General features: G+C 54.5%; 21 protein-coding genes. 9 read left to right on the forward strand and 12 right to left on the reverse strand.

Annotation, left to right across the window (positions count from 1 at the left end):
- Window positions 1–3 precede the first annotated feature (3 nt).
- Both ACR0K5_RS13635 and ACR0K5_RS13640 read left to right on the forward strand, forming a co-directional pair.
- On the forward strand, window positions 4–1,059 hold the full coding sequence (locus tag ACR0K5_RS13635; RefSeq protein ID WP_480630193.1) for a sn-glycerol-3-phosphate import ATP-binding protein UgpC: 1,056 nt from the start codon (window positions 4–6) through the stop codon (window positions 1,057–1,059).
- Window positions 1,059–2,009, forward strand: a complete 951-nt coding sequence (locus ACR0K5_RS13640) for a glycerophosphodiester phosphodiesterase (protein WP_480630194.1) — start codon at window positions 1,059–1,061, stop codon at window positions 2,007–2,009. The genes ACR0K5_RS13635 and ACR0K5_RS13640 overlap by 1 nt, the downstream gene beginning before the upstream one ends.
- An 82-nt stretch (window positions 2,010–2,091) precedes the next feature.
- Here ACR0K5_RS13640 and ACR0K5_RS13645 read toward each other — a convergent pair whose 3' ends face one another.
- From ACR0K5_RS13645 to ACR0K5_RS13665, 5 genes are read right to left on the reverse strand one after another with little or no spacing between them, the layout of a single operon-like run.
- Entirely contained in the window at window positions 2,092–3,240 is a 1,149-nt protein-coding gene (locus ACR0K5_RS13645) for an energy transducer TonB family protein (protein WP_480630195.1), read from the reverse strand.
- Window positions 3,237–3,614 (reverse strand): ExbD/TolR family protein, encoded by a 378-nt coding sequence (locus tag ACR0K5_RS13650; RefSeq protein WP_480630196.1) that lies wholly within the window; start codon window positions 3,612–3,614, stop codon window positions 3,237–3,239. Before ACR0K5_RS13650 ends, ACR0K5_RS13645 begins: the two co-directional genes overlap by 4 nt.
- Window positions 3,615–3,618: 4 nt before the next feature.
- Entirely contained in the window at window positions 3,619–3,984 is a 366-nt protein-coding gene (locus tag ACR0K5_RS13655) for an ExbD/TolR family protein (RefSeq protein ID WP_480630197.1), read from the reverse strand.
- The gene (locus ACR0K5_RS13660) at window positions 3,977–4,642 is read right to left on the reverse strand and encodes a MotA/TolQ/ExbB proton channel family protein (RefSeq protein WP_480630198.1); all 666 of its coding nucleotides are present in this window, start codon (window positions 4,640–4,642) and stop codon (window positions 3,977–3,979) included. Before ACR0K5_RS13660 ends, ACR0K5_RS13655 begins: the two co-directional genes overlap by 8 nt.
- Window positions 4,639–5,073, reverse strand: a complete 435-nt coding sequence (locus tag ACR0K5_RS13665) for a hypothetical protein (RefSeq protein WP_480630199.1) — start codon at window positions 5,071–5,073, stop codon at window positions 4,639–4,641. The genes ACR0K5_RS13660 and ACR0K5_RS13665 overlap by 4 nt, the downstream gene beginning before the upstream one ends.
- A 661-nt stretch (window positions 5,074–5,734) precedes the next feature.
- Between ACR0K5_RS13665 and ACR0K5_RS13670 the strand changes: the two genes are divergently transcribed.
- The 4 genes from ACR0K5_RS13670 to ACR0K5_RS13685 all read left to right on the forward strand — a co-directional run bounded on the left by ACR0K5_RS13670 (window position 5,735) and on the right by ACR0K5_RS13685 (window position 11,046).
- Entirely contained in the window at window positions 5,735–6,541 is an 807-nt protein-coding gene (locus tag ACR0K5_RS13670) for a FecR family protein (protein ID WP_480630200.1), read from the forward strand.
- 60 nt (window positions 6,542–6,601) lie between these two features.
- Window positions 6,602–8,833 carry a CHASE2 domain-containing protein gene (locus ACR0K5_RS13675; protein ID WP_480630201.1) on the forward strand — a complete coding sequence of 744 codons (2,232 nt, stop codon included), beginning with the start codon at window positions 6,602–6,604 and terminating at the stop codon, window positions 8,831–8,833.
- A gap of 28 nt (window positions 8,834–8,861) precedes the next feature.
- Window positions 8,862–9,044: a hypothetical protein gene (locus ACR0K5_RS13680; protein ID WP_480630202.1), complete on the forward strand. Its 183-nt coding sequence runs from the start codon at window positions 8,862–8,864 to the stop codon at window positions 9,042–9,044.
- A gap of 214 nt (window positions 9,045–9,258) precedes the next feature.
- The gene (locus tag ACR0K5_RS13685; protein WP_480630203.1) at window positions 9,259–11,046 is read left to right on the forward strand and encodes a DUF4422 domain-containing protein; all 1,788 of its coding nucleotides are present in this window, start codon (window positions 9,259–9,261) and stop codon (window positions 11,044–11,046) included.
- Here the strand turns inward: ACR0K5_RS13685 and glf are convergent.
- From glf to ACR0K5_RS13700, 3 genes are all read right to left on the reverse strand, one after another.
- Window positions 11,043–12,200 carry a UDP-galactopyranose mutase gene (gene glf, locus ACR0K5_RS13690; RefSeq protein ID WP_480630204.1) on the reverse strand — a complete coding sequence of 386 codons (1,158 nt, stop codon included), beginning with the start codon at window positions 12,198–12,200 and terminating at the stop codon, window positions 11,043–11,045. The genes ACR0K5_RS13685 and glf overlap by 4 nt on opposite strands.
- Window positions 12,201–12,288: 88 nt before the next feature.
- Window positions 12,289–13,185, reverse strand: a complete 897-nt coding sequence (locus ACR0K5_RS13695) for a hypothetical protein (protein ID WP_480630205.1) — start codon at window positions 13,183–13,185, stop codon at window positions 12,289–12,291.
- Between the two features lie 2 nt (window positions 13,186–13,187).
- Window positions 13,188–13,982, reverse strand: a complete 795-nt coding sequence (locus ACR0K5_RS13700) for a glycosyltransferase family 25 protein (protein WP_480630206.1) — start codon at window positions 13,980–13,982, stop codon at window positions 13,188–13,190.
- Window positions 13,983–14,457: 475 nt separating this feature from the next.
- On the opposite strand from ACR0K5_RS13700, the gene ACR0K5_RS13705 reads away from it, so the two are divergent.
- The 3 genes from ACR0K5_RS13705 to ACR0K5_RS13715 all read left to right on the forward strand — a co-directional run bounded on the left by ACR0K5_RS13705 (window position 14,458) and on the right by ACR0K5_RS13715 (window position 17,099).
- Window positions 14,458–16,242 (forward strand): ABC transporter ATP-binding protein, encoded by a 1,785-nt coding sequence (locus ACR0K5_RS13705; RefSeq protein WP_480630207.1) that lies wholly within the window; start codon window positions 14,458–14,460, stop codon window positions 16,240–16,242.
- Between the two features lie 327 nt (window positions 16,243–16,569).
- Entirely contained in the window at window positions 16,570–16,800 is a 231-nt protein-coding gene (locus ACR0K5_RS13710) for a type II toxin-antitoxin system CcdA family antitoxin (RefSeq protein WP_480630208.1), read from the forward strand.
- A complete protein-coding gene (locus ACR0K5_RS13715) occupies window positions 16,800–17,099 on the forward strand; it encodes a CcdB family protein (RefSeq protein ID WP_480630209.1) in 300 nt (99 codons plus the stop codon). Before ACR0K5_RS13710 ends, ACR0K5_RS13715 begins: the two co-directional genes overlap by 1 nt.
- Window positions 17,100–17,149: 50 nt before the next feature.
- On the opposite strand, the gene ACR0K5_RS13720 is transcribed toward ACR0K5_RS13715, so the two are convergent.
- Genes ACR0K5_RS13720 through ACR0K5_RS13735 form a run of 4 tightly spaced genes read right to left on the reverse strand, consistent with a single transcriptional unit; the run spans window position 17,150 to window position 22,265 of the window.
- A complete protein-coding gene (locus tag ACR0K5_RS13720) occupies window positions 17,150–18,094 on the reverse strand; it encodes a substrate-binding domain-containing protein (protein ID WP_480630210.1) in 945 nt (314 codons plus the stop codon).
- A 45-nt stretch (window positions 18,095–18,139) separates the two neighbouring features.
- Window positions 18,140–19,147 (reverse strand): ABC transporter permease, encoded by a 1,008-nt coding sequence (locus tag ACR0K5_RS13725; RefSeq protein WP_480630211.1) that lies wholly within the window; start codon window positions 19,145–19,147, stop codon window positions 18,140–18,142.
- The gene (locus ACR0K5_RS13730; RefSeq protein WP_480630212.1) at window positions 19,144–20,670 is read right to left on the reverse strand and encodes a sugar ABC transporter ATP-binding protein; all 1,527 of its coding nucleotides are present in this window, start codon (window positions 20,668–20,670) and stop codon (window positions 19,144–19,146) included. The genes ACR0K5_RS13725 and ACR0K5_RS13730 overlap by 4 nt, the downstream gene beginning before the upstream one ends.
- 41 nt (window positions 20,671–20,711) lie before the next feature.
- Window positions 20,712–22,265 carry a UxaA family hydrolase gene (locus ACR0K5_RS13735; protein ID WP_480630213.1) on the reverse strand — a complete coding sequence of 518 codons (1,554 nt, stop codon included), beginning with the start codon at window positions 22,263–22,265 and terminating at the stop codon, window positions 20,712–20,714.
- Window positions 22,266–22,294 lie beyond the last annotated feature (29 nt).

Consider the following 22,294-nt stretch of genomic DNA (forward strand, 5'->3'; position numbering starts at 1 on the left):
GAAATGGCAACTGTAACCTTAGAGAATGTCAAAAAGAGCTTTGGCCCGACGGATGTGATCCACGGTATTGATGTCGACATCACCGATGGAGAGTTCATCGTGATTGTCGGTCCATCGGGCTGCGGTAAATCCACGCTGTTGCGGATGGTGGCAGGGCTGGAAACGGTCACCTCCGGGGAAATCAGGATCGGCGGTGAACGGGCCAATGACAAAGAGCCTATGGATCGGGATATCGCGATGGTGTTCCAGAACTACGCGCTCTATCCGCACATGTCCGTGCGCCAGAACATGGGGTATGGCCTGAAGATCGCAGGGTTGCCCAAAGCTCAGATAGATCAAAAAGTGACCCAGGCAGCAAAGCTGTTGCAGCTGGAACCATTGCTGGATCGTAAGCCGAGGCAATTGTCAGGCGGTCAGCGTCAAAGGGTGGCGATGGGTCGGGCCATTGTCCGCGAACCAGCGGTCTTCCTGTTTGATGAACCGCTCTCGAATCTCGACGCCAAGCTTCGTGTTCAAATGCGTCTGGAAATACGTGAACTTCAGGAAAAACTCGGGATCACGTCACTTTATGTCACGCACGACCAGGTCGAAGCGATGACAATGGCGGACAGGATGATCGTGATGAATGGCGGTATCGCAGAGCAAATTGGCTCACCGCTGGAGGTCTATGAAACGCCGCAAACGCTGTTCGCCGCGCAATTCATCGGCAGTCCGGCAATGAATATCTTTGACGCGCGGCGCGAAAACGGGTCCATCAAGATCGGAGAAATCGAAGTCGGTCCATCTCAGGGCCCGGACTGCGCTGTAAAGCTTGGCATAAGGCCAGAGCATCTGTTGCTGGATGATAATGGTCCACTTGAGGCGGCGATTCAGATGGCTGAACCGCTTGGGGCAAACACGTTGTTGCACGGTCACCTTTCAGGCTCCAACAACACGATCACGGTTAGCCTTCCTGGCGTCCATCCGATCGAAGGACGCCATCCGGATATGCAGTTCTCGGTCGTGTCAGAGAATATGCACCTGTTTGACCACACAACGGGCAAAAGGCTGGAAGGCTGATGGAGTTCCCCCAGGTCGAAGCTTTTCGCGGCGGCGAGGATTTGATCCGGGTCGTTGGTCATCGTGGTGCACGAGGCGTTTTACCCGAGAACACCATGATCGGTTTCAACTTCACGCTTTCCATCGGTGTTCCGCTTCTTGAGTTTGATGTCGTTCTGACGGCAGACGACGTACCGGTCATCACGCACAACCATCGTCTGCATGCACCAACCTTTCGTGACCCCCGTGGTCAGTTTTTGGCGGGAGAAGAACCAAAGGTTTCCTCCCTGACCTTCGACCAGATCCAGCAATTCGACGTCGGCCGATTGGACGGGCAATCGGCGTACGGCCGCCGTTTTCCGGATCAGGCTCAACTGGACGGCATTCGCGTTCCCAAACTGCCGGACTTGCTGAACCTGGTTGCTGACCCGGAATACGGCGATGCCAATCTTATGCTCGAATTAAAGTCCGACCCTGACTTGGCCCATAATGCATCTTATAGGAAGAAGTTCGTAAAGCTTGTGCTTCAGGAGCTTCGTGCCACAGGCTTGTCATCGCGCGCTGTCCTGCACAGTTTCGATTGGAATTTGTTGGAAGAATGTCAGCGGCAGGCTCCTGATTTGCCGTCCTCTTACCTGACACAGCTTCCCGAAAATGCGGACGATGTTGGCGAGGACTCCTCGAAAGCCGTTTGTCCGGACTTTCGCGGCCGTCGCGACGAAATACCAAGGTTGGTCAAGCAGGCCGGGGGCGCGCTCTGGTGTCCATATTTTGCCGATGTGACCGCAGACAATGTTGCACTGGCAAAAGAGCTGGGCCTGTGTGTTGCAGTGTGGACGGTCAATGAACCGGCAGAAATCGACAGAATGATCGATCTTCGCGTGGATGCGATCGTATCTGATTATCCAGGTCGGGTTCAAAGGCACCTTTCAGATTTGGGTTTGAGGTGGCGCACCACTGCCCAGAGGTGATGAAAGTCGGTGCAGACAAGATTCCTGAGAAACACGGCAGATGCCAGACTTAAGCGGTGTACTTCCCTGAGTACCTGTCAGGTCATCTTATCTGGTAATAGAAGGACAGTTTCCGGCTGACGCCTCCCGGTGGGCGCGGGAAAGGTGCAGCAACTCGAACCTGTTCCTTAGCTGCACGTTCTATATCGGGTGAGCCGGAACTTTCGACGATATCAACCCATGCCAACGAGCCATCGGGGTCAATCTGAAAGAACACGCGCGCGAAACCTCGGCCAGCAACGTATACGATTGGTGCCCGGTTCAGATGAACCAGAACCTGACCGGCATAGTTCGTGGTATCCGAGTTTCCCGGACCCCGCCCTCCCGCCCGGGTGCTGTCTCTGTTTTGCCGGAAGGCGTCTACACCTTCTCTTTGATACGTTGCCAATGGCGATTCAATTGTCTGTTCGGGAAAGCGCAGAGCGTCAAAGTTACGCGTCGAATCCAATGCTCCGGGCAGGGTGGGTTGTTGACGGGTGTCCGGAAGGCGTGGCCGTAGGGACGAAACCACCGCTTGTTCGGATTCGTTATCCTCTGAATCGGTTATGGGAAGTTCTGCGTCTTCATCCACGGGTTCCGATGTTGCATCCGGAAGCACTGGTTCAAGTGGCTGCGCGTCTTCCGGGACAACCGAAGCCACCTCGTCTGGCAATGCAGCAATCTGTTGCTGTCCCTCGGAAACCGGTTCTTCGGCAGAAGAAGGCTCAACTGGAGCGACCGTCTCCTCGGCTGTCGCCTCAGGCGTTTCGGCCGCCGTAGCAGGCTCTGCGGAAGCAGCGCCTTCAGCTTCGGCGGGTTCGCCCTCTTCCTCCCGGCTCTTTTCTACAGGTTCGACGACAACCTCATCCGGTGCCCTCGGCTGAATGATTGTCGAGTCGCCGGTGTCGGGCGCATAGGTCTCTTGCGGGTTCGGCGATGCGACGCGGGCATCGCTTGTCGGAATTTCTGCCTCCTGCGGCTGGGTTGGCGGTTCCACCGGAGGGGTCGGTGGTTCATTCGGCTCGGGCCGTACCGGTTCGATCCTGGCATCGGCAATTTCTTCGAACGCGTTGCTGAGTTCGATTGCGTCAGCACTGTTTGCCTCCGAAGTCTGGTTTGATAGCTCTGGCACTGTGAAACTCAGGCCCATGAGGTGCACCAGCACGGATATCGAAATCGCAAAAATTGCGACGAAAACGGACCGCCTGATCATTCGAGGGCCTGTTCGGTCACCAGGAATACAGATGGTGCACCCAACCGGCGCAGACTGCTGGTGACCTCCATCAATCGAGGTGCAGACGCATTCCTGTCGGGCACGATCCGTACAGGCCCCGATTCATGCGCGGCCATGAAAGCTTCTGCCTCGATCGGATTGCCGCGAAAACTCAGCGTCCCGTCCCGATGAAGAATAAGCGCATCCGGCGGCTCACGACCTTCCAGATCCGCAGTGTTCACCAAGTCCAGATCGGGATCTAACGGCGGCGCAATGGTTCCTGCGATCAGAAAAAAGATCAATATCAGAAAGACGACGTTAATCAGCGGAATGGTGGAATCGCGGTTTCGACCAGGTCGGATGTAACGGATCATTGCCTCACTCCAACACTCTGACTGTCAGACCTTCGCGCCCGCGCAAGGGAACAAGCAGGTCCACAAGACGTTGCGCTGTTGTCTCAGGATCAAGGCTTACCAGAATCTGACCGGCTTGGACTTGATCGATCAACTCCTCAAGCGACAGGGGCTGACCATTCAGGACGACACGTGTGGGGCCAAGTTGCACGAAAAGACGCTCGGACGGCGTTTCGTCGGTTTTTCCGCCTGCGGCTGCGCTGCTCAACTCGATCTCGCTGAACCGCGAAAAAGTAGAGGACAGCATGAAAAACAACAAAAGCAGAAAGATCACATCGATAAGAGGCGTCATCGACATGCGCCGTCGCACAAAAGGCGCGATGTTACGCATGTTCTGGGGCGACCGGGATTTCTGCGGCCGCCTCTGCGCTTTGGATCGCATGGCCCGGAACCAGAACCGTTCGCAAAGCCTTGTCTGCAAATACACGCTCACGTGCGGTTCGGCTTTCGAGCCAGGACAAAACCATCGACGTTGGCATCGCAACGGCCAGACCCACAGCGGTGGTTATCAGGGCCACCCAGATCCCCCCGGCCAAAAGCGATGGATCAACCGATGATCCTGCGGTTTGCAAGCTTTGGAAAGCGCTGATCATACCCAGAACCGTACCGAACAGACCCAATAGGGGTGCCAGCTGCGCCACAGTATCCAGCAAGCGAAAACCGCGTTCCAACCCGGCAAGCGCCAGACCTGCTTCGGCGTCCAGCCGGTCATCGGCCCCAGATACACCAGATGCGTTCATTGCCGCACCTACGATAGGGGCAAGATAGCTGCTGCTGTCTGCCAGCCTTGCACGTGCCGCACTTTGATCCCCTGAGTCCCAGGCAGCCAGAGCTTCAGACAGCACCTTGTGTCGCCCGACGCCGCAAGCGGCAAATTGCCAGAGTTTGTAGAGTGTGACAGCCAGCGTCAGAATCGACATAGCGATCAATATCGCCACCACCGGCCCGCCCAGTTCAAAAATCTCGCGAAGTGCGGTCAAAGGGCTCATCCCAACAGCTCCATTTCCACCCTGCTACTCAGCGTCAGGGTCTTGTTGCATATGTCGCTTTCGGAACCGCCTACAACGCAGGAGTTGGCGCCATTGATCAAGGCTTGTCCCACCGCGTCACATGTTCTGTTTGCAAGGTCAAACTGACGTACACGAGGCCTGCTGGCCGGCAAGTCGCGGAAATCGAACAGAGAGAGATTCAAAACGCCGCCATCGGTGTCGAAAATGACGGTTTCAAACACGGCGCCATCGATCGACTGCCCGGTTTCATTCTTGACCAGAAACGTCAACCTGCACGACCCGGCGACATCCTCAGCCGAGTTCAGTTCAACAAACAGTCTGGCTGAGGGTTCAGCACCAGATTGCGCAAACGCGGTGGACAACAGACTGCCGGAAAACATGGCCGCGACAATAATGCGACGAAACAGCATAAACAGACTCCGTGTTGCAGCGCTGGAACTATCGGGTAGCGACCGTCAGCTTGCCCATTTGAATTTCTATCCGAGGTACATGTCACATTAAAGAGCCGCAATGAGTGGCAAAGTAAAAGGATCGTCAGCGCGTGTTGATGTGCATACCCGCAAGGTAAGACATACGATGCCCAATAGGATTTTCAACTCCACCAAAAAATCATCCGGCGCACCAGCACACCGAAGCAGATAGTGTCAGGTCAAATTTGAGAGATCGCCCTTTCCCGCAGTTTTTCAGAGCGGCGCAAAACACGTGAACATGCGCGAAGTTGCACCCGTTCATGTTTTCGGACAAGCGCTCCTAGAGCTCTGTTTGAACGTATTTTTCACTTAAAACTTGCTAAGAATGCGAAAAGTAATGCATATTTGTCTATATATTTGATGTATTTAAATAATAACAACATACTTTTTGAGGAGTAAACGTCGAGCACAGTGCGATTTGCACGCATCAAGACCCATTGGGGGAAGGGGCTCGAGTTTGTCGTTGTTAAAGATTGTACTGGTTCTTTGCGTCGTCGTAATCATACCGACGCAAACCATTGCCAACATTGGAAAAGTTATAAGCGCCCAACAAGGTGCTCAGATCATTCGCGCGGGGAAAGCACAACCCGTTCATTCCGGAATGGAGGTCACATCGGGCGACGCGCTTACCACGGATGGGACAGGAGTGATCCAAATCGTATTTGTGGATGACACCAAGATTGCCATTGGTCCCAACGCGCGCATGGTGCTGGATGTGACCATGTTGCGTGGCAATCGCAAAGCCAAGAGCTTTGCTGTTCAGGCGTTGGGTGGCAGTTTTCGGTTCATTTCCGGGAAAAGCCGAAAGAGGGCATACTCGATCAGGACACCGTCAGCGACAATGGCAGTGCGCGGCACGACGTTCGACATGTGGGTGGTATCGGAAAAACAGAGCGCGATGCTTGTCCTGCAGGGAACGGTCCGAATGTGCGGCAGTCAGGGCTCCTGCAGAACTTCGGGGCGTCAATGCAGCATGTACGCCACAAGCGGGAACGGCAATGTCGGACGGCCTGCCGATCAGGCACAATATGAACAAGCGCTGAAAAGCGGGTTTCCATTTATTCAGTCTCAGGAAGGGCTGTTGCCTCCTTTGCAGGTGCGGGTTGAAGGCTGTTCGGGTGATGCCGCGCCCATACGGCGTGTTCGGCCTGACAGGTCGGAATCCCGCAGAGACCCTCCGCAACGGCGTGAGGCCCGAGATACGGGTTCAGAACCTTCTCCAGGCCCATCGCCTTCTGGAAATGATAAACCGGACAGAGACGAGCCGGACCGTGGGGAGCCTGAGAGAGAAGAACCAGAGCGCGAGGAACCTGAACGGGAAGAGCCAGAGCGTGAGGAACCCGAGCGAGAAGAACCGGAACGAGAGGAACCAGAGCGGGAAGAACCCGCACGGGAAGAATTTGAATAGAAGTTGTTCAGGAAACGCTTTTGAGTAAGCAGCCTCAGTTCCAATTCCCCGGAGGATGGTGTGAGCGAAAAGGCGCGTAAATCCAGGAACGGACGCTGGGCCTTCCGGCTTGTGGGGCTGGGCCTGATCCTCTTGGGGTGCTTCATCCGAGTGTGGGATCCCTATCCCGTTCGAATGACGCGCCTGATCTATTTCGACGTTCTACAAAGATTGTCTCCTCGGGAGTTTAATCCCGAGCTCCCCGTGCGCGTCGTGGATATCGACGAGACGTCGCTTGCCAACTGGGGACAATGGCCCTGGCCCCGAACTTTGGTAGCGCAAATGGTTCAGAATCTGGGTGGCTACGGCGCCGCGACGATTGCGTTCGATATGCTGTTCGCCGAGCCCGATCGGTATTCCCCGTCCCGCCTTCTGAAAGATCCGTCTCTGGCAGGCGTCCTGACAGTGGAACGTCATGCGGAAAAGCTGGACAATGATGTATTGCTGGCAATGGAAATTGCCTACTGGCCCGTGGTTCTGGGCGTAGCCGCGCGTTTGTCGGCGGAAGGTGAACCCATTACGTCCAAAGCGGGAATCATTGAATTTGGGGAGAGCCCCGCCGCTGGTCTGATTTCGGTACCCCACTGGACCCCAATCGCGCCACCGCTGGATCGGGTAGCGGCAGGTGTTGGCGGGGTCAATGTCTCGCCCATCGGCGGGACAGGTATCGTGCGGCGCGCGCCGGTTCTTTGGAACGGGCCAGACGGGCCGCTGCCAAGCCTGGCGATTGAAGCGCTCAGGGTCGCTCTGGGCGAAACCAATATTATAGTGGAAGGCGCGTCTGACGAAGCGGGCATCATGCTGGCCGTCGAAGTCCAGGGATACAGGTTGCCGACGACCGAGAATGGCGAGCTTTGGCTGAAGTACAGGCGAGACTCTCCTGACCTTTACATTTCAGCCAACGATATCATGAAAGGTTCCGAGGACCCCGAGCTGCGATCCGAAATCGAGGGAAGAATAATCCTGATCGGAACGTCCGCTGCCGGGTTATTCGATATTCATCAAACGGCTCTTGGCGAAAGCGTCCCTGGTGTTTCAATTCACGCCCAGATGATCGAACAGGTCCTGACCAATGAAATGCTCAGCCGGTCTGACGTGACTGCGGCGCAGGAATTACTTGCTTTTGCGTTTCTTGGACTTGTGGTGATTGCCGTCATGTCCAGCTTTGGCGCCGTCGCATCCTTTATTGCTGGCGGCGTAGCCGCCGCAGCTGTTCTCGTCATCAGTTGGCTGGTTTTTCAAAACCAGTCGGTCCTGTTTGATGCCACGTTCCCCTTGATTGGCGGAATAACAAATTTTGGTCTGCTGGCGGGGTATCTTTTCGTATCGACCGAGCGCGAAAAGCGTGAAATCCGTAAGGTTTTTTCGCATTACGTAGCCCCGGAAATCCTGGATGAAATGGAGAATTCGGGCCACCAGCTGCAATTGGGCGGAGAGAGCCAGGAAATCACCGTGATGTTTTCGGATATCCGAGGCTTTACCGCTCTGTCCGAGTCCGCATCGGCCACAGAACTTGTTTCCTTGTTAAATGCGCTGTTTTCCAAGATTGGGGATCAGATCCTGCTTGAGCGTGGCACGATCGACAAGTTTATTGGCGACGCTATCATGGCCTTCTGGAACGCACCTTTGCCCGTTGCAGACCATCCATGCCGCGCGGCGCTTTCGGCGCTCAAGATGCGGGGTGCTCTGGCGCATTTCAATGCATCCGATATCATGCGGAACCGAAAACCCATTGCGCTGGCGACCGGTATTGCCACAGGGCAGGCCTGCGTCGGTAACATAGGGTCGCAGAAACGGTTCAATTATACGGTAATCGGAGATGTCGTGAATGTCTCGGCGCGGATCGAACAATGCTGTCGAACAGTCGATTATGACATCGTCGTCTCAGGCGGGGTTTATCAAGCTGGTCAACATGACCTGGCTTTTTTAGAGGCCGGCCATGTTGACCTGAAGGGTAAAGCCCACCCTGAACCCGTTTATGTTCTGGTAGGGGATTGTTCTTTGCTGAATACCCCTGGGTTCCAAAAGCTCCGTTCTCAGCACAGTGAGTTGATCTCAGCGTTGAGAACCCGAAATCCTCAGGGCAGTCTCGAGCATTTGTGTCAGTGCTGCGAAAAACAGGCTGAGGATATTGAACCGGGATTGCGCCAGTTCTACCGCGCCCTGCCAGGCCGCGCGGCTGATTTTCGAGCGGACATACCGTCCGGACAGGTCATGTTCACCCGATACAGTCGAATAATAGGGTCTGATTAGTCACGCGGAAATTGACCGTTTCTCAAAGATGCTCAAGAAACTCTTGCTGAAACAGCTCGCTGGTCTGAGGCCAAATCAATATGCCAATCGAATCAATGGAGACCAAATTCCGATCAGCGCCAGCTCAAAACCTCGCCCCCCGAAGGAAACAGGTAATGACCTGCAAGGTATCGATCCAATCTTTCGAAATTATCCGACCATCAATCCTTGAGGTCAAAAAAAACCAGCAGATGACCCATACCACAAGCCTCATTTCGCCAACCCGACCGGGTGGCATTGACGCCAGTCCCCTATGCTCTTAGTGCATGCGCCATCAAGAGTTAATTGCAAGCTGCTGGTTAGAGTTCCCCGACTTTTGCCACGCCCTGTCAATTGGCCAAATCCGAATTGTGCTGAGCAATCGGTTAGGTGTTAAGGCAAAGAAAATGATCAAAACAGATATATTCGTCGGCGTTTGTTATCACAAAAAGGCCCCCGTCATCAAAACCGAGGTGCTGCAACCCATTCAAGTTGGGGCGGCGTTGGCTCAGCACCAGTTGGACTTTGCGATCCCTGATAATAGCGGGGTCAACATCTCAGACAAAAATAAACAATGGTGCGAACTTACGGCGATGTACTGGATGCGGCACAACGTCGACGCCGACTACTACGGCTTGATGCACTACCGCCGGCTGCTGTCTTTCTCTCAAAAAATAAAAAGGGACAGGTCTTTTGTTCTCGCAGACAAAGACGACTATGCGAAATTCGCCTGGGATGATCAGGTAATACGAGAGCGTATGACCAAGGCAGATGTCCTTACGCCCCCGATCTATCGCATTCATCCAGCTGGCCTGCCAGATAATCCACTCACAAATTCAGCAATGTACGCACGGGACCATTTCGCCAAGGATCTGGACATTTGTCTCGATATTTGCCGCACGGCAAATGAAGAAATCTTCCCGTATGTTCTTCAGGCACTGAAGGATACAAGAACGCGGTTCGGCAACATTTTCATCATGAAGCGTGAGCTGTTTTTTGAATACATAGACTGGATTTTTTCAGTTCTCGAAGAAGCAGAGCGCAAGATCGATACTTCGGGTTACGATACCTACCAGTCCCGTGTGATCGGATTTCTTGCTGAACGGCTGACCGAAGCCTATTTTCGGTATGCACAATCGACACGCGGCGCGATCTTTGAAGAACGCCCAGTTGCCTTTGCAGCAAAACCCCCCCATCCATCCGGGTTGGATGCGGCCCTTGGCAACGTTGAGTCCCGGCTTTCGCAACCACCGTCTGTGACGTCATCGGATGACGGCCCGATCAATCTGGCCTATGCCATTGACGAAGGGTACACACAACACGCAGCGACTGCGTTGCATTCCGTTTTGCTGAACGCGAACAAGCCCGACCGTTATCACGGCTACATTCTTAACAAAGGTGATCTGAGTTCGGAATCACGCTCCAAACTAGAGAATGTCGCACACAAATTCGGTGCGAAGATTTCGTTCGTTACGATTCCTGTGGAATCGCTTTTGTGGCTCCCCATGAACCGGCCACATATCTCACTGACCACCTATTACCGCCTGATCATGCACAAATACCTGCCGGATCAGGTACATCGCATTCTGTACATGGATGCCGATACTCTGGCAGTAGCCCCTGTCGAAGACCTGTGGAACACCGACATGAAGGGCTGCCTGATCGCAGCTGCCCCGGATGAAGGCGGTGTACTGCAATCCCGGCGACTACGGCTGGGCGTGGAACACAAATACTTCAATGCCGGTATTTTGCTTTTCGACATTGATGGCTTGCGTAAAATGGACCTGAAAGGTGCAGTACTGAAAGCTTTCGAAGACCAAGGCGAGTTCATTACATTACAGGATCAGGACCTGCTGAACATCGTTTTTGAAAACGCTACGGCACCTCTGGACCTGAGATGGAATACGAACAACCGCCTCTATGTGAAAAACGAACTTGATCCTTCCTATTCCGATGATCAGGCGGCAGCGGCTGCCAAAAACCCCGGGATCCTGCATTTCACGGATTCCCGAAAGCCCTGGCACCTAAAATGCTATAACCCTTATTACGAGCTCTATTGGATTCACCGAAATCAAACACCCTGGGCTGAGACATCGACTAAAAACCTGAAACGTCGCATGAAACGATTCCTCTGGACTCGCCTCAACGCAAGATATCGTCAAAATACAGCCGATGCCCAGCTACTCGCCGGTTAAAGAACTGACACAAAGAAAGGCTTCAGAGCCTTTCCGTCAGACATCTCGGCCAGTACTGCGTTCGCTGTATCCAAGGCTTCGCGGATAGTGACATCCATATCCAGATAGCGATAGGTTCCAAGACGCCCAACAAATGTGACTTTCTCTGCCTGACGCGCCAGGTCGACATATTCGTTCAGCAGCGCTTTCTCCTTCACCTGGCGGATCGGGTAATAGGGAATGTCATCAGGGCCCGCCGCGCGGGAGTATTCACGGTAACATACTGATCCGTCATGCGTTTCCCATGGCGCGAAGTGCTTGTGTTCCGTGATGCGAGTATAGGGAACAGACTCTTCCCCGTAATTCATCACAGCGCAGCCCTGGAAATCGCCATCATAAGTGAATTTCTCAAAATCCAGAGTGCGGTAGCCAAGACGCCCAAGCTCATAGTCGAAATACCCATCCAGAGGGCCGGAATAAAATACATGGTCGAAGCCATCCGCCATACTGCGGTCAAAGCTCGTATTGAGCTGAACAGTGATCCCTGGATGGTCAAGGATACCTGCAATCATTTCGGTATAGCCGCTCTCGGGCATACCCTGAAATTTGTGGAAAAAGTAGTTGTCGTCATAGTTGAACCGTACAGGCAATCGCTTGAGGATCGATGCCGGCAATTCAGAGGGGTGGCAGCCCCATTGTTTTATCGTATAGCCTTTGAAAAACGCTTCATACAGGTCGCGCCCAACGAACCGTAGCGCTTGTTCTTCAAAACTCTGCGGATCTGCGATGGTAACGTCGGCCTGCTCTTGCGTGATGAACGCGTGCGCTTCGTCGGGACGCATGGTCTTACCAAAAAACTGGTTGATGGTATGCAGATTGACCGGCAGAGAAAAGACCTGCCCTTGGGACGTGGTCTTCACCCGGTTCTTATATGGAAGAAACGACGCGAAGCGGTTCACGTATTGCCAGACTTCTTCATCATCAGTGTGAAAAATATGGGGGCCATAGACGTGCACCATAACCCCGGTATCCGTGTCTCGTTCTGTATGGCAGTTTCCACCGACATGGTCGCGGCTATCGACAACTGTAATCGAGTGTCCCTGTTCGGCCAGCTCGCGACCGATCACTGCGCCGGAAAGCCCGGCTCCAACCATCAAAAAACGCCCAGTTTTCATTCCAACAGTCCTCGCGGTTCAACGCTATCTACGTGCCAGACAGCAGCAATTAGCTTTTGATTTCTTCAGGTAGGCCACTCGGCCATGTTCAGTTTCCAGCCCCTGACGGCTTCAGGTTAATCGTTGTCATGTCCAACGGTTTAACAAGCTGTCGTCTGGCAATTTTCAGTATTCCCGCCCGCGCTTCTCCTGCATTCCGAAACTCGGACAATTTCGACATCCAGGTACGACACATGCGCAGGCCCATCTGTATCCGGCCAGATACAGGCTGCCCATCTTCCAAAATCCCCGCAAAGACAACCGGAACCGTGCGCCGGGACAGATCGAACATCTCCTTGAGCAGCGCCTCTTCCTCTTCGGAACTTAGGTTGCCAGATTCCGCCATCGCAACCTTCAGGTTCTTTCCGACCGGACGAGTGTGATGCATTGCGATTTGATCCAGAATAGCCGCCCTGAAAGCCCCGGCTTCCGCCCAGCGGCACCAGATATAGTCCAGTCCATAACCGCTCATCGTGCTCTTGAACAACGGGAGCGCCTTCAGCAGAATTTCGCGATGCAAGCAGGGCGCCATAATCTCGATGTAGTTCGTGTATCGCAATGTAAAACCGGGGCATTGGCTGAACACGAAATGGGAAAAATAGCTGTCCGGGCTGAGCGATGGCTGCGCAATTCGCAAACCGTACATCTCCATAGCCGTGAACAACTGGTTCACATCGCGGGCACCGATATCGAGATCATCGTCCGGCAACCAGAAATAGTCGTATTGCGAAAGGTCCCTGTCTGCGAGAGTCCGATGCAACCCGTCCCATTTCCCGCCTTTGACCAGAACCGCTTCCACACCTGGTTCGGGCACAAAGTTGTCATAGGCTTCTTGGGAGAAAAAACTGACCAGCAAATCAAAGTTTCGATCATCGTATGTCAGACTTTGCCACTTATGATGCAGCGACTTAGCGCCTGCACGGACAACTACAAGGTTCTTTTTCATACTCAGTTTCGTACCCGACCTTGTGGACGCAGTACAGGACCAAGCCCTTCAATCGTGTCCGGTTTCAGAGGATGACTCAAACGACCGTAGGTGTATTTGATCTGATACAGAAGATTTCTGCAAAACCTGTCCACAGAGGAACCGGGTTTCGTTTTCTGACGTTGTACCTCGATAGTGCTTTTGGCCGACTGGCGCTCGTCGACCATCTGTTTGCGCAAGGTCAGAATCGGCACCTTGTGTTCCCAGTAGAATTTCAGATCAATATCAATTGGCCGAGCAATTGGGGCCTCCATCGCTGCAAGACGGGCTGCCGCACGCCGGCCAATGACATAACCGGTGGTTCTGGGTGGAAGTTTATCTGATAACTGCAGGCTCTGGTCAGCAACAGAGGTAAGGACTTTCAGGTTCCTGCCCGAAACACCGTCAAGCTTGATCATGACATCTTCGAAACACTCGGAACGCTCGCTCAGCGCGTCAAGGAATGGTCTGGGATCCTGCACAAAAGTCGCGTCATCTTCCAGAATCATGGTCACGGGATCTTTCGCTTCGGCAATCAATGCCCAAACTCGGCGATGACTTAGAAAGCATGCAACTTCATTGCGACTGAGAGGACGTTTGAACTTGCTGCGGTTCATATTCACATCATACGCGCCCAACAGACCCATCTCTTCCAGTTGGTCGCCGGAAATCGCGCTAAAAAACGAGTAACTCAGCCCCCAACGCTCCAGTTCTTCCTGACACGTACGGCGCCGTTCAACATCTTTGGGTAGATTAAGTATGACTGCCTGGATTGACACTATGACTTCACCAATAAATCTGCGGCGTTACTATGATCCTCAAAAGTCAAGTACAAGGTATAAAAACTTGAACTTTTCCCATTCAGACGGTTTTCTGCGCAAATCGGCAAAAACCCACCTGCGCGTCATCTACATGTGCTTCGTGGCTGCGACAGCGACAAATCGATAGCCTGTCAACCTGACGAAAAATAACATAAAATCAGCTACGAAGCAATTTGTGCCTGCTACGGCAAGAGAGTTGACCCTCAACTCATCGTTGAGCTCCAGGACCACTAGAAAGTAAGCCGGCAATTATCTGCTGTTTCTATTGTTGATCACAGCTATTGTCCGAACTCTTCCCAACCACTATTTAGCGGGCTCACAGCTCAGACAGTCGGGATGGGCCGCTCTGCCGCAGCTTAGCATCTGCTCTTTAGGCCCGACAAAATATAGGTTATCTGAGCGTGCGCACAGTTTCACGATTTTGGAGAACGCAATGATAAAGCGCGCCTGGAACAAGTGGCGATCAGGCTATATGGGCCGCCTTGTAGGTGAAAGCTTTTACGCGCAAGGCGGGCTGTACGGTATTGCGGTAGTTGCTATGATCGCTGTGGCCGTCACCACAGCCGGCTCTGCATACATGATGGAGTACATTGTCGATGCAATGACCAGCCCGGAATTGCAGGGGTGGGCCCATGTCATCGCGCTTGGAGTCGTGGCCCTGTTTCTGGTCAAGGCTGTCGCCTCGTATGTCCAGGCCATCTACCTTGCTCGCGCGGGCAACCGGATCGTGGCAGAGCAGCAGGACCGGGTGTACCGTAAACTTCTCAGACATGGCGTCTCATTCTTTTCGGCCAATGAATCGTCGGATCTTTTGATGCGTACGACCAACGGCGCGCAGGCAGCCCGAAACCTGATCGATGTGCTGGTCACCGGATTTGTGCGTGACGCCCTGACTTTGGTCGGACTGGTTGTGGTCATGGTGTATCAGCAACCCGTTCTGTCCGTGTTGTTCTTTGTTGTAGGTCCCATTGCCCTGCTGGGCGTGCGTTACCTGCTGAAAAGCGTGCGCTCGATCATGCAGGCCGAGTTCAAATCTCTGGCGGAAATCATTCGCGTGCTGCAAGAAACCTCGGCCGGGATCAAGGTCATCAAGGTGTTCTCGCTCGAAGACCGCATGATCAACCGCATGGACACTGCAATCCGGAAAGTCGAACAACGTTCCAACGACATCGCCAAGTTGCAATCCATCGCCAGCCCTCTCATGGAATTTCTGGCGGGCCTTGCCGTAGCTGGTGTGCTTGTTGTCAGCACCATGGGCATCGCGGGCAGTGAACAGCCCAGCGCAGGTCAGCTGATGTCCTTTATTACCGCTTTGCTGATGGCCTATGAACCGGCCAAGCGCTTGTCGAAAATGCGCGTTCAGATCGAAACCAACATGGTTGGTGTCGGCATGTTGTTTGGTCTGCTGGATCAGGACGACACAATGGTGGAAAGCCCCGAAGCCCATGACCTGATCGAAGGCCCAGGCCAGATTGCGTTGCGCAATGTGACCTTTGGCTATCAAGGCGCGGTATCGGTGATTGAAGACATGAATGTCACCTTCGAGGCAGGCAAAACCACGGCGCTTGTTGGCCAGTCCGGCGGTGGCAAATCCACGCTGTTTGGCCTGATGATGCGTTTCTACGACCCTGATCAGGGCAGCGTCGAGATTGATGGCCAGGACCTGCGCGAGGTGAGCTTTTCCTCGTTACGGCGTAAAATATCCTATGTCGGTCAGGATACATTTCTGTTTTCGACATCGATCATGGACAACCTGCGCTGCTCGGCGCCCGACGCCACAAATGAAGACGTTATTGCCGCGGCCAAGGCCGCCCATGCGCATGAGTTCATCATGGAACTCCCGGATGGCTACGATACGCAAGTTGGTGAAAACGGTACCTTCCTGTCAGGCGGCCAGAAACAGCGAGTTGCGATTGCGCGCGCCATTCTGAGGAAAGCCGAAATCCTGCTGTTGGATGAGGCGACCAGCGCGCTGGATGCCGAGTCGGAATCGCTTGTCAAAAAAGCGCTGGATTCTCTGACACAGGATGTGACCGTCGTCGTCATCGCACACCGCCTGTCGACCGTTCTGGAAGCAGACAAGATTATCGTAGTTCAGGATGGCTCAATCGTGGAACAGGGCAATCTGGACGAGTTGATGAAAAAGAACGGCAGCTTCCGCAACCTGTTCGATCAGCAATTCAAAAAACACGAGCCTGCTACAGAAGTAGCCGAGTAATCCTGAGTTCTGATCCCGTACTCACACCCCCTGCCCCACGCACGCTCTGCCCGGGGCAGGGCAGATTTTGCACTTTCGCGCAGCGAAAGAACTGAAGGCTATCCTTGCATTCTGTTCGCTGAAAAAAGGGTACCCTCGGTATCCGCGACTCATGTTCTTCCAACAGAACCGACGGATGGCAAGTTCCGTACAGGTCGTATCAGAACTGCAGTGGTTCGGTAATCCGGGCGAACCTCGGGGCAGGGCATTCTGCCCTTCATTCTTTATGCGCATATTTGACGCGCATATTTTGTGCTGGTATCTTCAAACGAACCGGAGGTTACCCGCATGAATGCCCCGTCACGTAAACCGACCAACCTTTCGTTGGATGGCGAAATGCTGTCCGAGGCTCGGGATTTGAAAATCAACCTGTCCCGGGCGGCTGAAGACGGCATTCGTGCCGCTGTTGCCACGGCGAAAGCTGAGCGCTGGCAAGCCGAAAACAAAGCCGCGATCGAAAGCTCGAATTCATATGTTGAACGTCACGGTCTGCCTCTGGACACATATCGGCAGTTCTGATGCCAAAAAACGACGTGTTCCCCAACCCGTCTGGTGACGGTTATCTTCTCGATGTGCAATGTGATCTGCTGAGCGGGCTGAACACACGCGTTGTTGTGCCTCTGCTGCCCGACATCACCGCTCCTGCTCCCGCCACCCGGCTCAATCCCATCTTCGAAATCAAGGGCCAACCCCATGTCATGGCGACACAGTTCATGGCAGCGGTACCGGTCGGGATTCTGAAAACGCCGATCAGCAATCTCGATGATCATTTTGCGCAGATCACAGCGGCCATCGATATGCTGATACAGGGGTTCTGACTTGCATACTGGCCATCGGTTCTGAGATGGCCAGAAGCAGGTTTTTTAGATCAGTCGTACAGCACGGCCGAGATTTTTGGATCATCCATGTTGGACGCATCATAGTAGTAGAACCCAGTGTCGATCAGGGCCGGCACTTCTTCCCCTTTCATCGCAGCCACCGCGGCTTTGACGGTCTCATACCCGATGCCCACTGGGTTCTGAGTGATCGCGCCCGCCATCAGTCCGCTTTTGATCGCATCTTTCTGGGCCTTACCGCTGTCATACCCGATAATGACAAGACCTTCTGTACCCAGCTCTTGCACACCGTTCACAACCCCGATGGCCGAACCTTCATTGGTGCCAAAGATCCCGTTGAGGTCGGGGTTTGCCGTCAGAATTGCCTTGGTCACCTCGGTCGACTTCAGATGATCGCCCTGACCGTATTGAATGGTGACAACTTCGATGTCCGGATATTTGTCGGTGATACGGTTGACGAAACCGTCGCGTCGATCAATGCCGGTGCGGCTGGTCTGGTCATGGGCCACTACGGCCACTTTACCTGCGCCGCCGATCTTTTCGGCCATCTTGTCAGCAGCCAACGCTGCCGCCGCAAGGTTGTCAGTGGTCGCAGTCGAAATAGGAATGTCACTGTCAACGCCACTGTCAAAGGCAATGATCGGAATGCCTTTTTCATTGGCCTGCTTGAGCAATGGAATAGCCGCCTGACTGTCCAGTGCAGCAAATCCGATGGCCTTGGGATTGTTCGCCAATGCTGCCGCAAGCATATCAATCTGGCGATCCACCATGGTTTCGTTATCGGGACCTTCAAACGTGATGGTGACACCGTATTCATCAGCAGCCTGTTCAGCGCCGGACTTCACCGCCTGCCAGAATTGATGCTGGAAGCCTTTGGACACCAGCGGGATATATACCTCCTCAGCTGATGACATGGATGCCGGGACGGCAAAGGTGGCCGCACTTAGCGCACCCAGAATGAAACGACGTGTAAGCATGTATTCTCCTCCAGTTGGTCTTAGTTTCTTGTTTTCAATAAAAATTCAGCCCGACTTCCGGCGCCGGGCCATGTCGGCGTAAACGGCAAGGATAATGATCGCGCCGGTCACAACGGTCTGCCATTCCTGTGCAACGGACAGCACTCGCAGACCATTGGTCAGAACGGCCATGATCAATGCACCTATCAAGGTTCCCAGAATTGTTCCGCGACCGCCGGACAGAGACGTTCCTCCGATGACGACTGCGGCGATCGCTTCCAGCTCGTATCCTAAACCCAGGGCGGGCTGCGCAGAGTTCAGACGCGATGCGATCAGGATCCCCCCGATACCACAGATCCCGCCAGCCAGAGCGTAAATGCGCATCTTCCAAAGATCGGTGTTCACTCCGGACAGGCGAACCGCCTCTTCATTCGAGCCCAGCGCGAACGTGTATCTGCCCAGAACCGTGCGCCCCAGAATGTAAGAGGCCGCGATCGCCACCAAGAACAGGATCAGCACGCCGTTGGGAATGGGAAGCGCCGGAAACACCTCACCAATCAACGACCCTCGGGAAATCTGATCGAAACCGGGAGTGTCGTTGAAGTAGATGGGACGGGTCCCAGAAATCACCAGCGACAACCCCTTGAGGATCAGCATCATGCCCAAAGTGGCGATGAACGGCGGGATTTTCATCTTGGCCACAAACGTGCCCGAACACAGCCCGCAGAACGCGCCTGCCGCTATGGCCGCCGCAACCCCCAGCAACAAAGGCAGTCCAAGATAGGTCAGCACGACGCCTGCAATGACGGCGCAAAACGTCATCAGGGTTCCCACCGACAGGTCGATCCCGCCGGTAATGATGACAAGTGTTGCCGCGACAGCCAGCACTCCGTTGACCGACGTCGCCTGCAAAATGGCAATCATGTTCGACGTCTGCATGAAGTTCGGTGATGCGATCGAGAACCCGATCAGCAAAGCAATCAAACTGGCGAAGGCCAGCAGCTTTTGATAGGCGCCGCTTTCGGACAACCCACCCAGCGGGCTTTTCTTTTCAATATCCGTTGCTGAGGTCATTGCACTGTCCCTGTAACCTGCATTGCCGCCGCCCGCTGGGTCGCCAGATGCATGATGTCTTCCTGAGTGGTGTCTTTTCCGCCGGGCAGAATGCCGGTCAGCCGGCCTTCGCACATCACGGCGATACGGTGGCTGAGGCGCATGATTTCAGGCAGTTCGGACGAAATCACGATGATCGTTTTGCCCTGTTCGGCCAGATCTTCGAGCAACCTGTAGATTTCCGATTTTGCACCGACATCAATGCCGCGTGTAGGTTCATCGAAAATCAGGATATCGCAGTCCCGCAGCAACCATTTGGCAATGACAACCTTTTGCTGATTGCCGCCGGACAACAATCGCACCTCCTGCGTGTCCGAAGGCGTTCGAATGCCCAACTTAGCGATGTAGCTTTTTGCGGTGGTCGCCATTTCTCCGTCACGCAGGGCACCACCTGCCCCGGTAAACATGTCCATTGACGCCAGCGCGATGTTGTCCCGAACATTCATCCCGGTAGCCAGCCCGAAATGCTTGCGATCTTCGGACAGGTACCCGATCCCGGCCTTCACAGCGTCTTTTGGTGACTTGATCGAAACGGCCTTGCCGTGCACCCGAACCTCGCCACCGTCCTTCGGATCGGCACCAAAGATGGCGCGGGCCACTTCGGTGCGCCCAGCGCCCATCAGTCCGGCAAAACCCAGAATCTCGCCCTTGAGCACTGAAAAGCTGACATCGCGAATTTCGTGCCCTCTGCTCAGTCCCGTGACTTCCAGCGAGACCTCGGCCCCGCTCAGGTTGGGCGGAACCAGCGGCTCTTCCTCGACTTCGCGACCGACCATCATCGCGATGATCTGACTGATCGGTGTATCGGCTGCACCAACAGTGCCGACATATTCGCCGTCGCGCATCACCGTGACCCGGTCAGCGATCTGCTTCAACTCATCCATTTTGTGGCTGATGTAGACGATGCCGACACCTTCCGCTTTCAGACGACGGATGATGACGAACAGCTCGGCAATTTCAGCATCATTCAACGCTGCGGTCGGCTCATCCATAATCAGGACCCTGGACCGGTAAGACAGAGCCTTGGCGATCTCGACCATCTGTTGCTTGGCAATGGTCAGGCTGCCGACCAGACCTCTGGGCTCGAGGTTGAGGTTCATGGACGCAAATATGTCGGCCGTCTGCGCATTCAACGCGGAATCATCCAAACGGCCAAACCGTTTACGGGGTTCGCGGCCGATGAATATGTTTTGAGCTACTGTCAGATCGTTCATCAGGCTCAGTTCCTGATGGATGATGCCAATACCCAGATCCTGCGCCTCGCGCGGGGTCTTTGGACTGGCGTCGCGTCCTTCGATTTGCAGTGTGCCTCCGTCGCGCTGGTAGATTCCCGAAAGGATCTTCATCAGCGTGCTCTTGCCCGCGCCATTCTCTCCCATCAGCGCGTGAACCTCACCGGGCACCAGATCGAACTGCACCGACTTCAGTGCATGAACGCCGGGAAAGTGTTTCTCGATCCCCTTCATGTCGACCAGTTTCGTCATTTGTCCTCCCAAGTGCCCCTCTCCCTTGGGGCCGGTGCGGCCTACATCACCGCACCGATCTGCCACGGCACGAATTCGACCCCGCCAAAGCCAAGTTCCTCGCTTTTGGTTTGCTCGCCCGACGCGACACGGATCAGCATTTCCAACAGTTCTTCGCCCTTTTCTTCGATGCTCACACCGTTAGTGACGATGTCACCGCAGTTCAGATCCATGTCTTCGGACATCCGGGCATACATTTCGGAATTGGTGGCCAACTTCACGCAAGGCGTCGGCTGATACCCCGAGACTGAACCCCGTCCGGTGGTAAAAACGATCAGGTTCGCACCCGAAGCCACCTGCCCCGTGACGGAGCATGGGTCAAAACCGGGGCTATCCATGAAAACAAAGCCTTTCCGGTCGATTTTCTCGCCAAACTTGTAAACACCACGCAGGGGCGCAGTACCGCCCTTGGCGACTGCTCCCAGTGATTTTTCCAGAATGGTCGTCAACCCTCCGCGCTTGTTTCCGGGGCTGGGGTTGTTGTTCATCTCGCCACCATTGCGGCGGGTATACTCCTCCCACCAGCAGATGCGTTCGATCAGTTTTTCTCCGACTTCGACAGATTCCGCCCGCCGGGTCAGAAGATGTTCTGCTCCATAGATTTCCGAGGTTTCCGACAGGATCGTTGTACCGCCTTGTCGCACCAAAAGATCCGAGGCATATCCCAGTGCCGGATTTGCAGTGATCCCTGAATACCCGTCCGAGCCGCCACATTGCATCCCAACCGTGATCGCACTGACCGGCGCAGGTTGCCGGGTGGCTTGATTGGCCAGCTCAGCGATACCGCACAATTCGTCCAGCCCACGTTCAACGGTGCGGCGCGTACCACCTTCGTTCTGAATGGTCATGTAACGCAGCGCACCGTCAGAGCGGATCGGACGTCCCCCAACCAGATCCGCCACCTGCATCACTTCGCACCCAAGACCGATCAAGAGGATGCCAGCGAAATTCGGGTGTTGGGCATATCCGGCCAAAGTCCGGAACAACGTGGCAAACCCTTCATCTTTACCTGACATGCCGCACCCGGTGCCATGAACGATAGGAACGATGCCGTCCACATTTGGATACGCGTCTAACACACCTTGTTTCTCAGCCGCTTCGGCAATGAAACGCGCCACAGAACCAGAGCAGTTTACCGTGGTCAGAATACCGATGTAGTTGCGCGTACCAACCTTGCCGTCGGCGCGGTGAAAACCCTGGAAAAACCGTTCCTTGGAAAGTTCGGGCAGAGGTTTGTTCGCAGTTGCATGGGCATAGTCCTGCTGGTGGGCACCCATGCCCAGATTGTGAACATGCACATGCTCACCCACCGTGATGTCCGCCCTGGCCTGACCTATGATCTGGCCATAACGAATGACGTTTTCTCCCGCAGCAATCGATGCGGTCGCGATCTTGTGGCCCCGCGCGATATCAGTGGAAAGCGGCTGAGGCACACCATCAGGCTGCACGCCGGAAGGCAGATCACGCAAAGCAATGACCACATTGTCATCCGGGCTCAACCGGATCGTGTCTCGCGCCACACCATCGGTGGTTTTGATATCTGAAACTGGGTGCATGGAATCCCCGCTTGTTCCCCCACAGAGCT

It is taken from the genome of Ruegeria sp. AB9, from assembly GCF_056542585.1.

Bases quoted from the DNA above. Each gene is read 5' to 3' on its own strand.
- ACR0K5_RS13635 (WP_480630193.1), top strand. From the start codon at position 4: ATGGCAACTGTAACCTTAGAGAATGTCAAAAAGAGCTTTGGCCCGACG.
- ACR0K5_RS13640 (WP_480630194.1), top strand. From the start codon at position 1,059: ATGGAGTTCCCCCAGGTCGAAGCTTTTCGCGGCGGCGAGGATTTGATC.
- ACR0K5_RS13645 (WP_480630195.1), bottom strand. From the start codon at position 3,240: ATGATCAGGCGGTCCGTTTTCGTCGCAATTTTTGCGATTTCGATATCC.
- ACR0K5_RS13650 (WP_480630196.1), bottom strand. From the start codon at position 3,614: ATGATCCGTTACATCCGACCTGGTCGAAACCGCGATTCCACCATTCCG.
- ACR0K5_RS13655 (WP_480630197.1), bottom strand. From the start codon at position 3,984: ATGCGTAACATCGCGCCTTTTGTGCGACGGCGCATGTCGATGACGCCT.
- ACR0K5_RS13660 (WP_480630198.1), bottom strand. From the start codon at position 4,642: ATGAGCCCTTTGACCGCACTTCGCGAGATTTTTGAACTGGGCGGGCCG.
- ACR0K5_RS13665 (WP_480630199.1), bottom strand. From the start codon at position 5,073: ATGCTGTTTCGTCGCATTATTGTCGCGGCCATGTTTTCCGGCAGTCTG.
- ACR0K5_RS13670 (WP_480630200.1), top strand. From the start codon at position 5,735: ATGGAGGTCACATCGGGCGACGCGCTTACCACGGATGGGACAGGAGTG.
- ACR0K5_RS13680 (WP_480630202.1), top strand. From the start codon at position 8,862: ATGCTCAAGAAACTCTTGCTGAAACAGCTCGCTGGTCTGAGGCCAAAT.
- ACR0K5_RS13685 (WP_480630203.1), top strand. From the start codon at position 9,259: ATGATCAAAACAGATATATTCGTCGGCGTTTGTTATCACAAAAAGGCC.
- glf (WP_480630204.1), bottom strand. From the start codon at position 12,200: ATGAAAACTGGGCGTTTTTTGATGGTTGGAGCCGGGCTTTCCGGCGCA.
- ACR0K5_RS13695 (WP_480630205.1), bottom strand. From the start codon at position 13,185: ATGAAAAAGAACCTTGTAGTTGTCCGTGCAGGCGCTAAGTCGCTGCAT.
- ACR0K5_RS13705 (WP_480630207.1), top strand. From the start codon at position 14,458: ATGATAAAGCGCGCCTGGAACAAGTGGCGATCAGGCTATATGGGCCGC.
- ACR0K5_RS13710 (WP_480630208.1), top strand. From the start codon at position 16,570: ATGAATGCCCCGTCACGTAAACCGACCAACCTTTCGTTGGATGGCGAA.
- ACR0K5_RS13715 (WP_480630209.1), top strand. From the start codon at position 16,800: ATGCCAAAAAACGACGTGTTCCCCAACCCGTCTGGTGACGGTTATCTT.
- ACR0K5_RS13720 (WP_480630210.1), bottom strand. From the start codon at position 18,094: ATGCTTACACGTCGTTTCATTCTGGGTGCGCTAAGTGCGGCCACCTTT.
- ACR0K5_RS13725 (WP_480630211.1), bottom strand. From the start codon at position 19,147: ATGACCTCAGCAACGGATATTGAAAAGAAAAGCCCGCTGGGTGGGTTG.
- ACR0K5_RS13730 (WP_480630212.1), bottom strand. From the start codon at position 20,670: ATGACGAAACTGGTCGACATGAAGGGGATCGAGAAACACTTTCCCGGC.
- ACR0K5_RS13735 (WP_480630213.1), bottom strand. From the start codon at position 22,265: ATGCACCCAGTTTCAGATATCAAAACCACCGATGGTGTGGCGCGAGAC.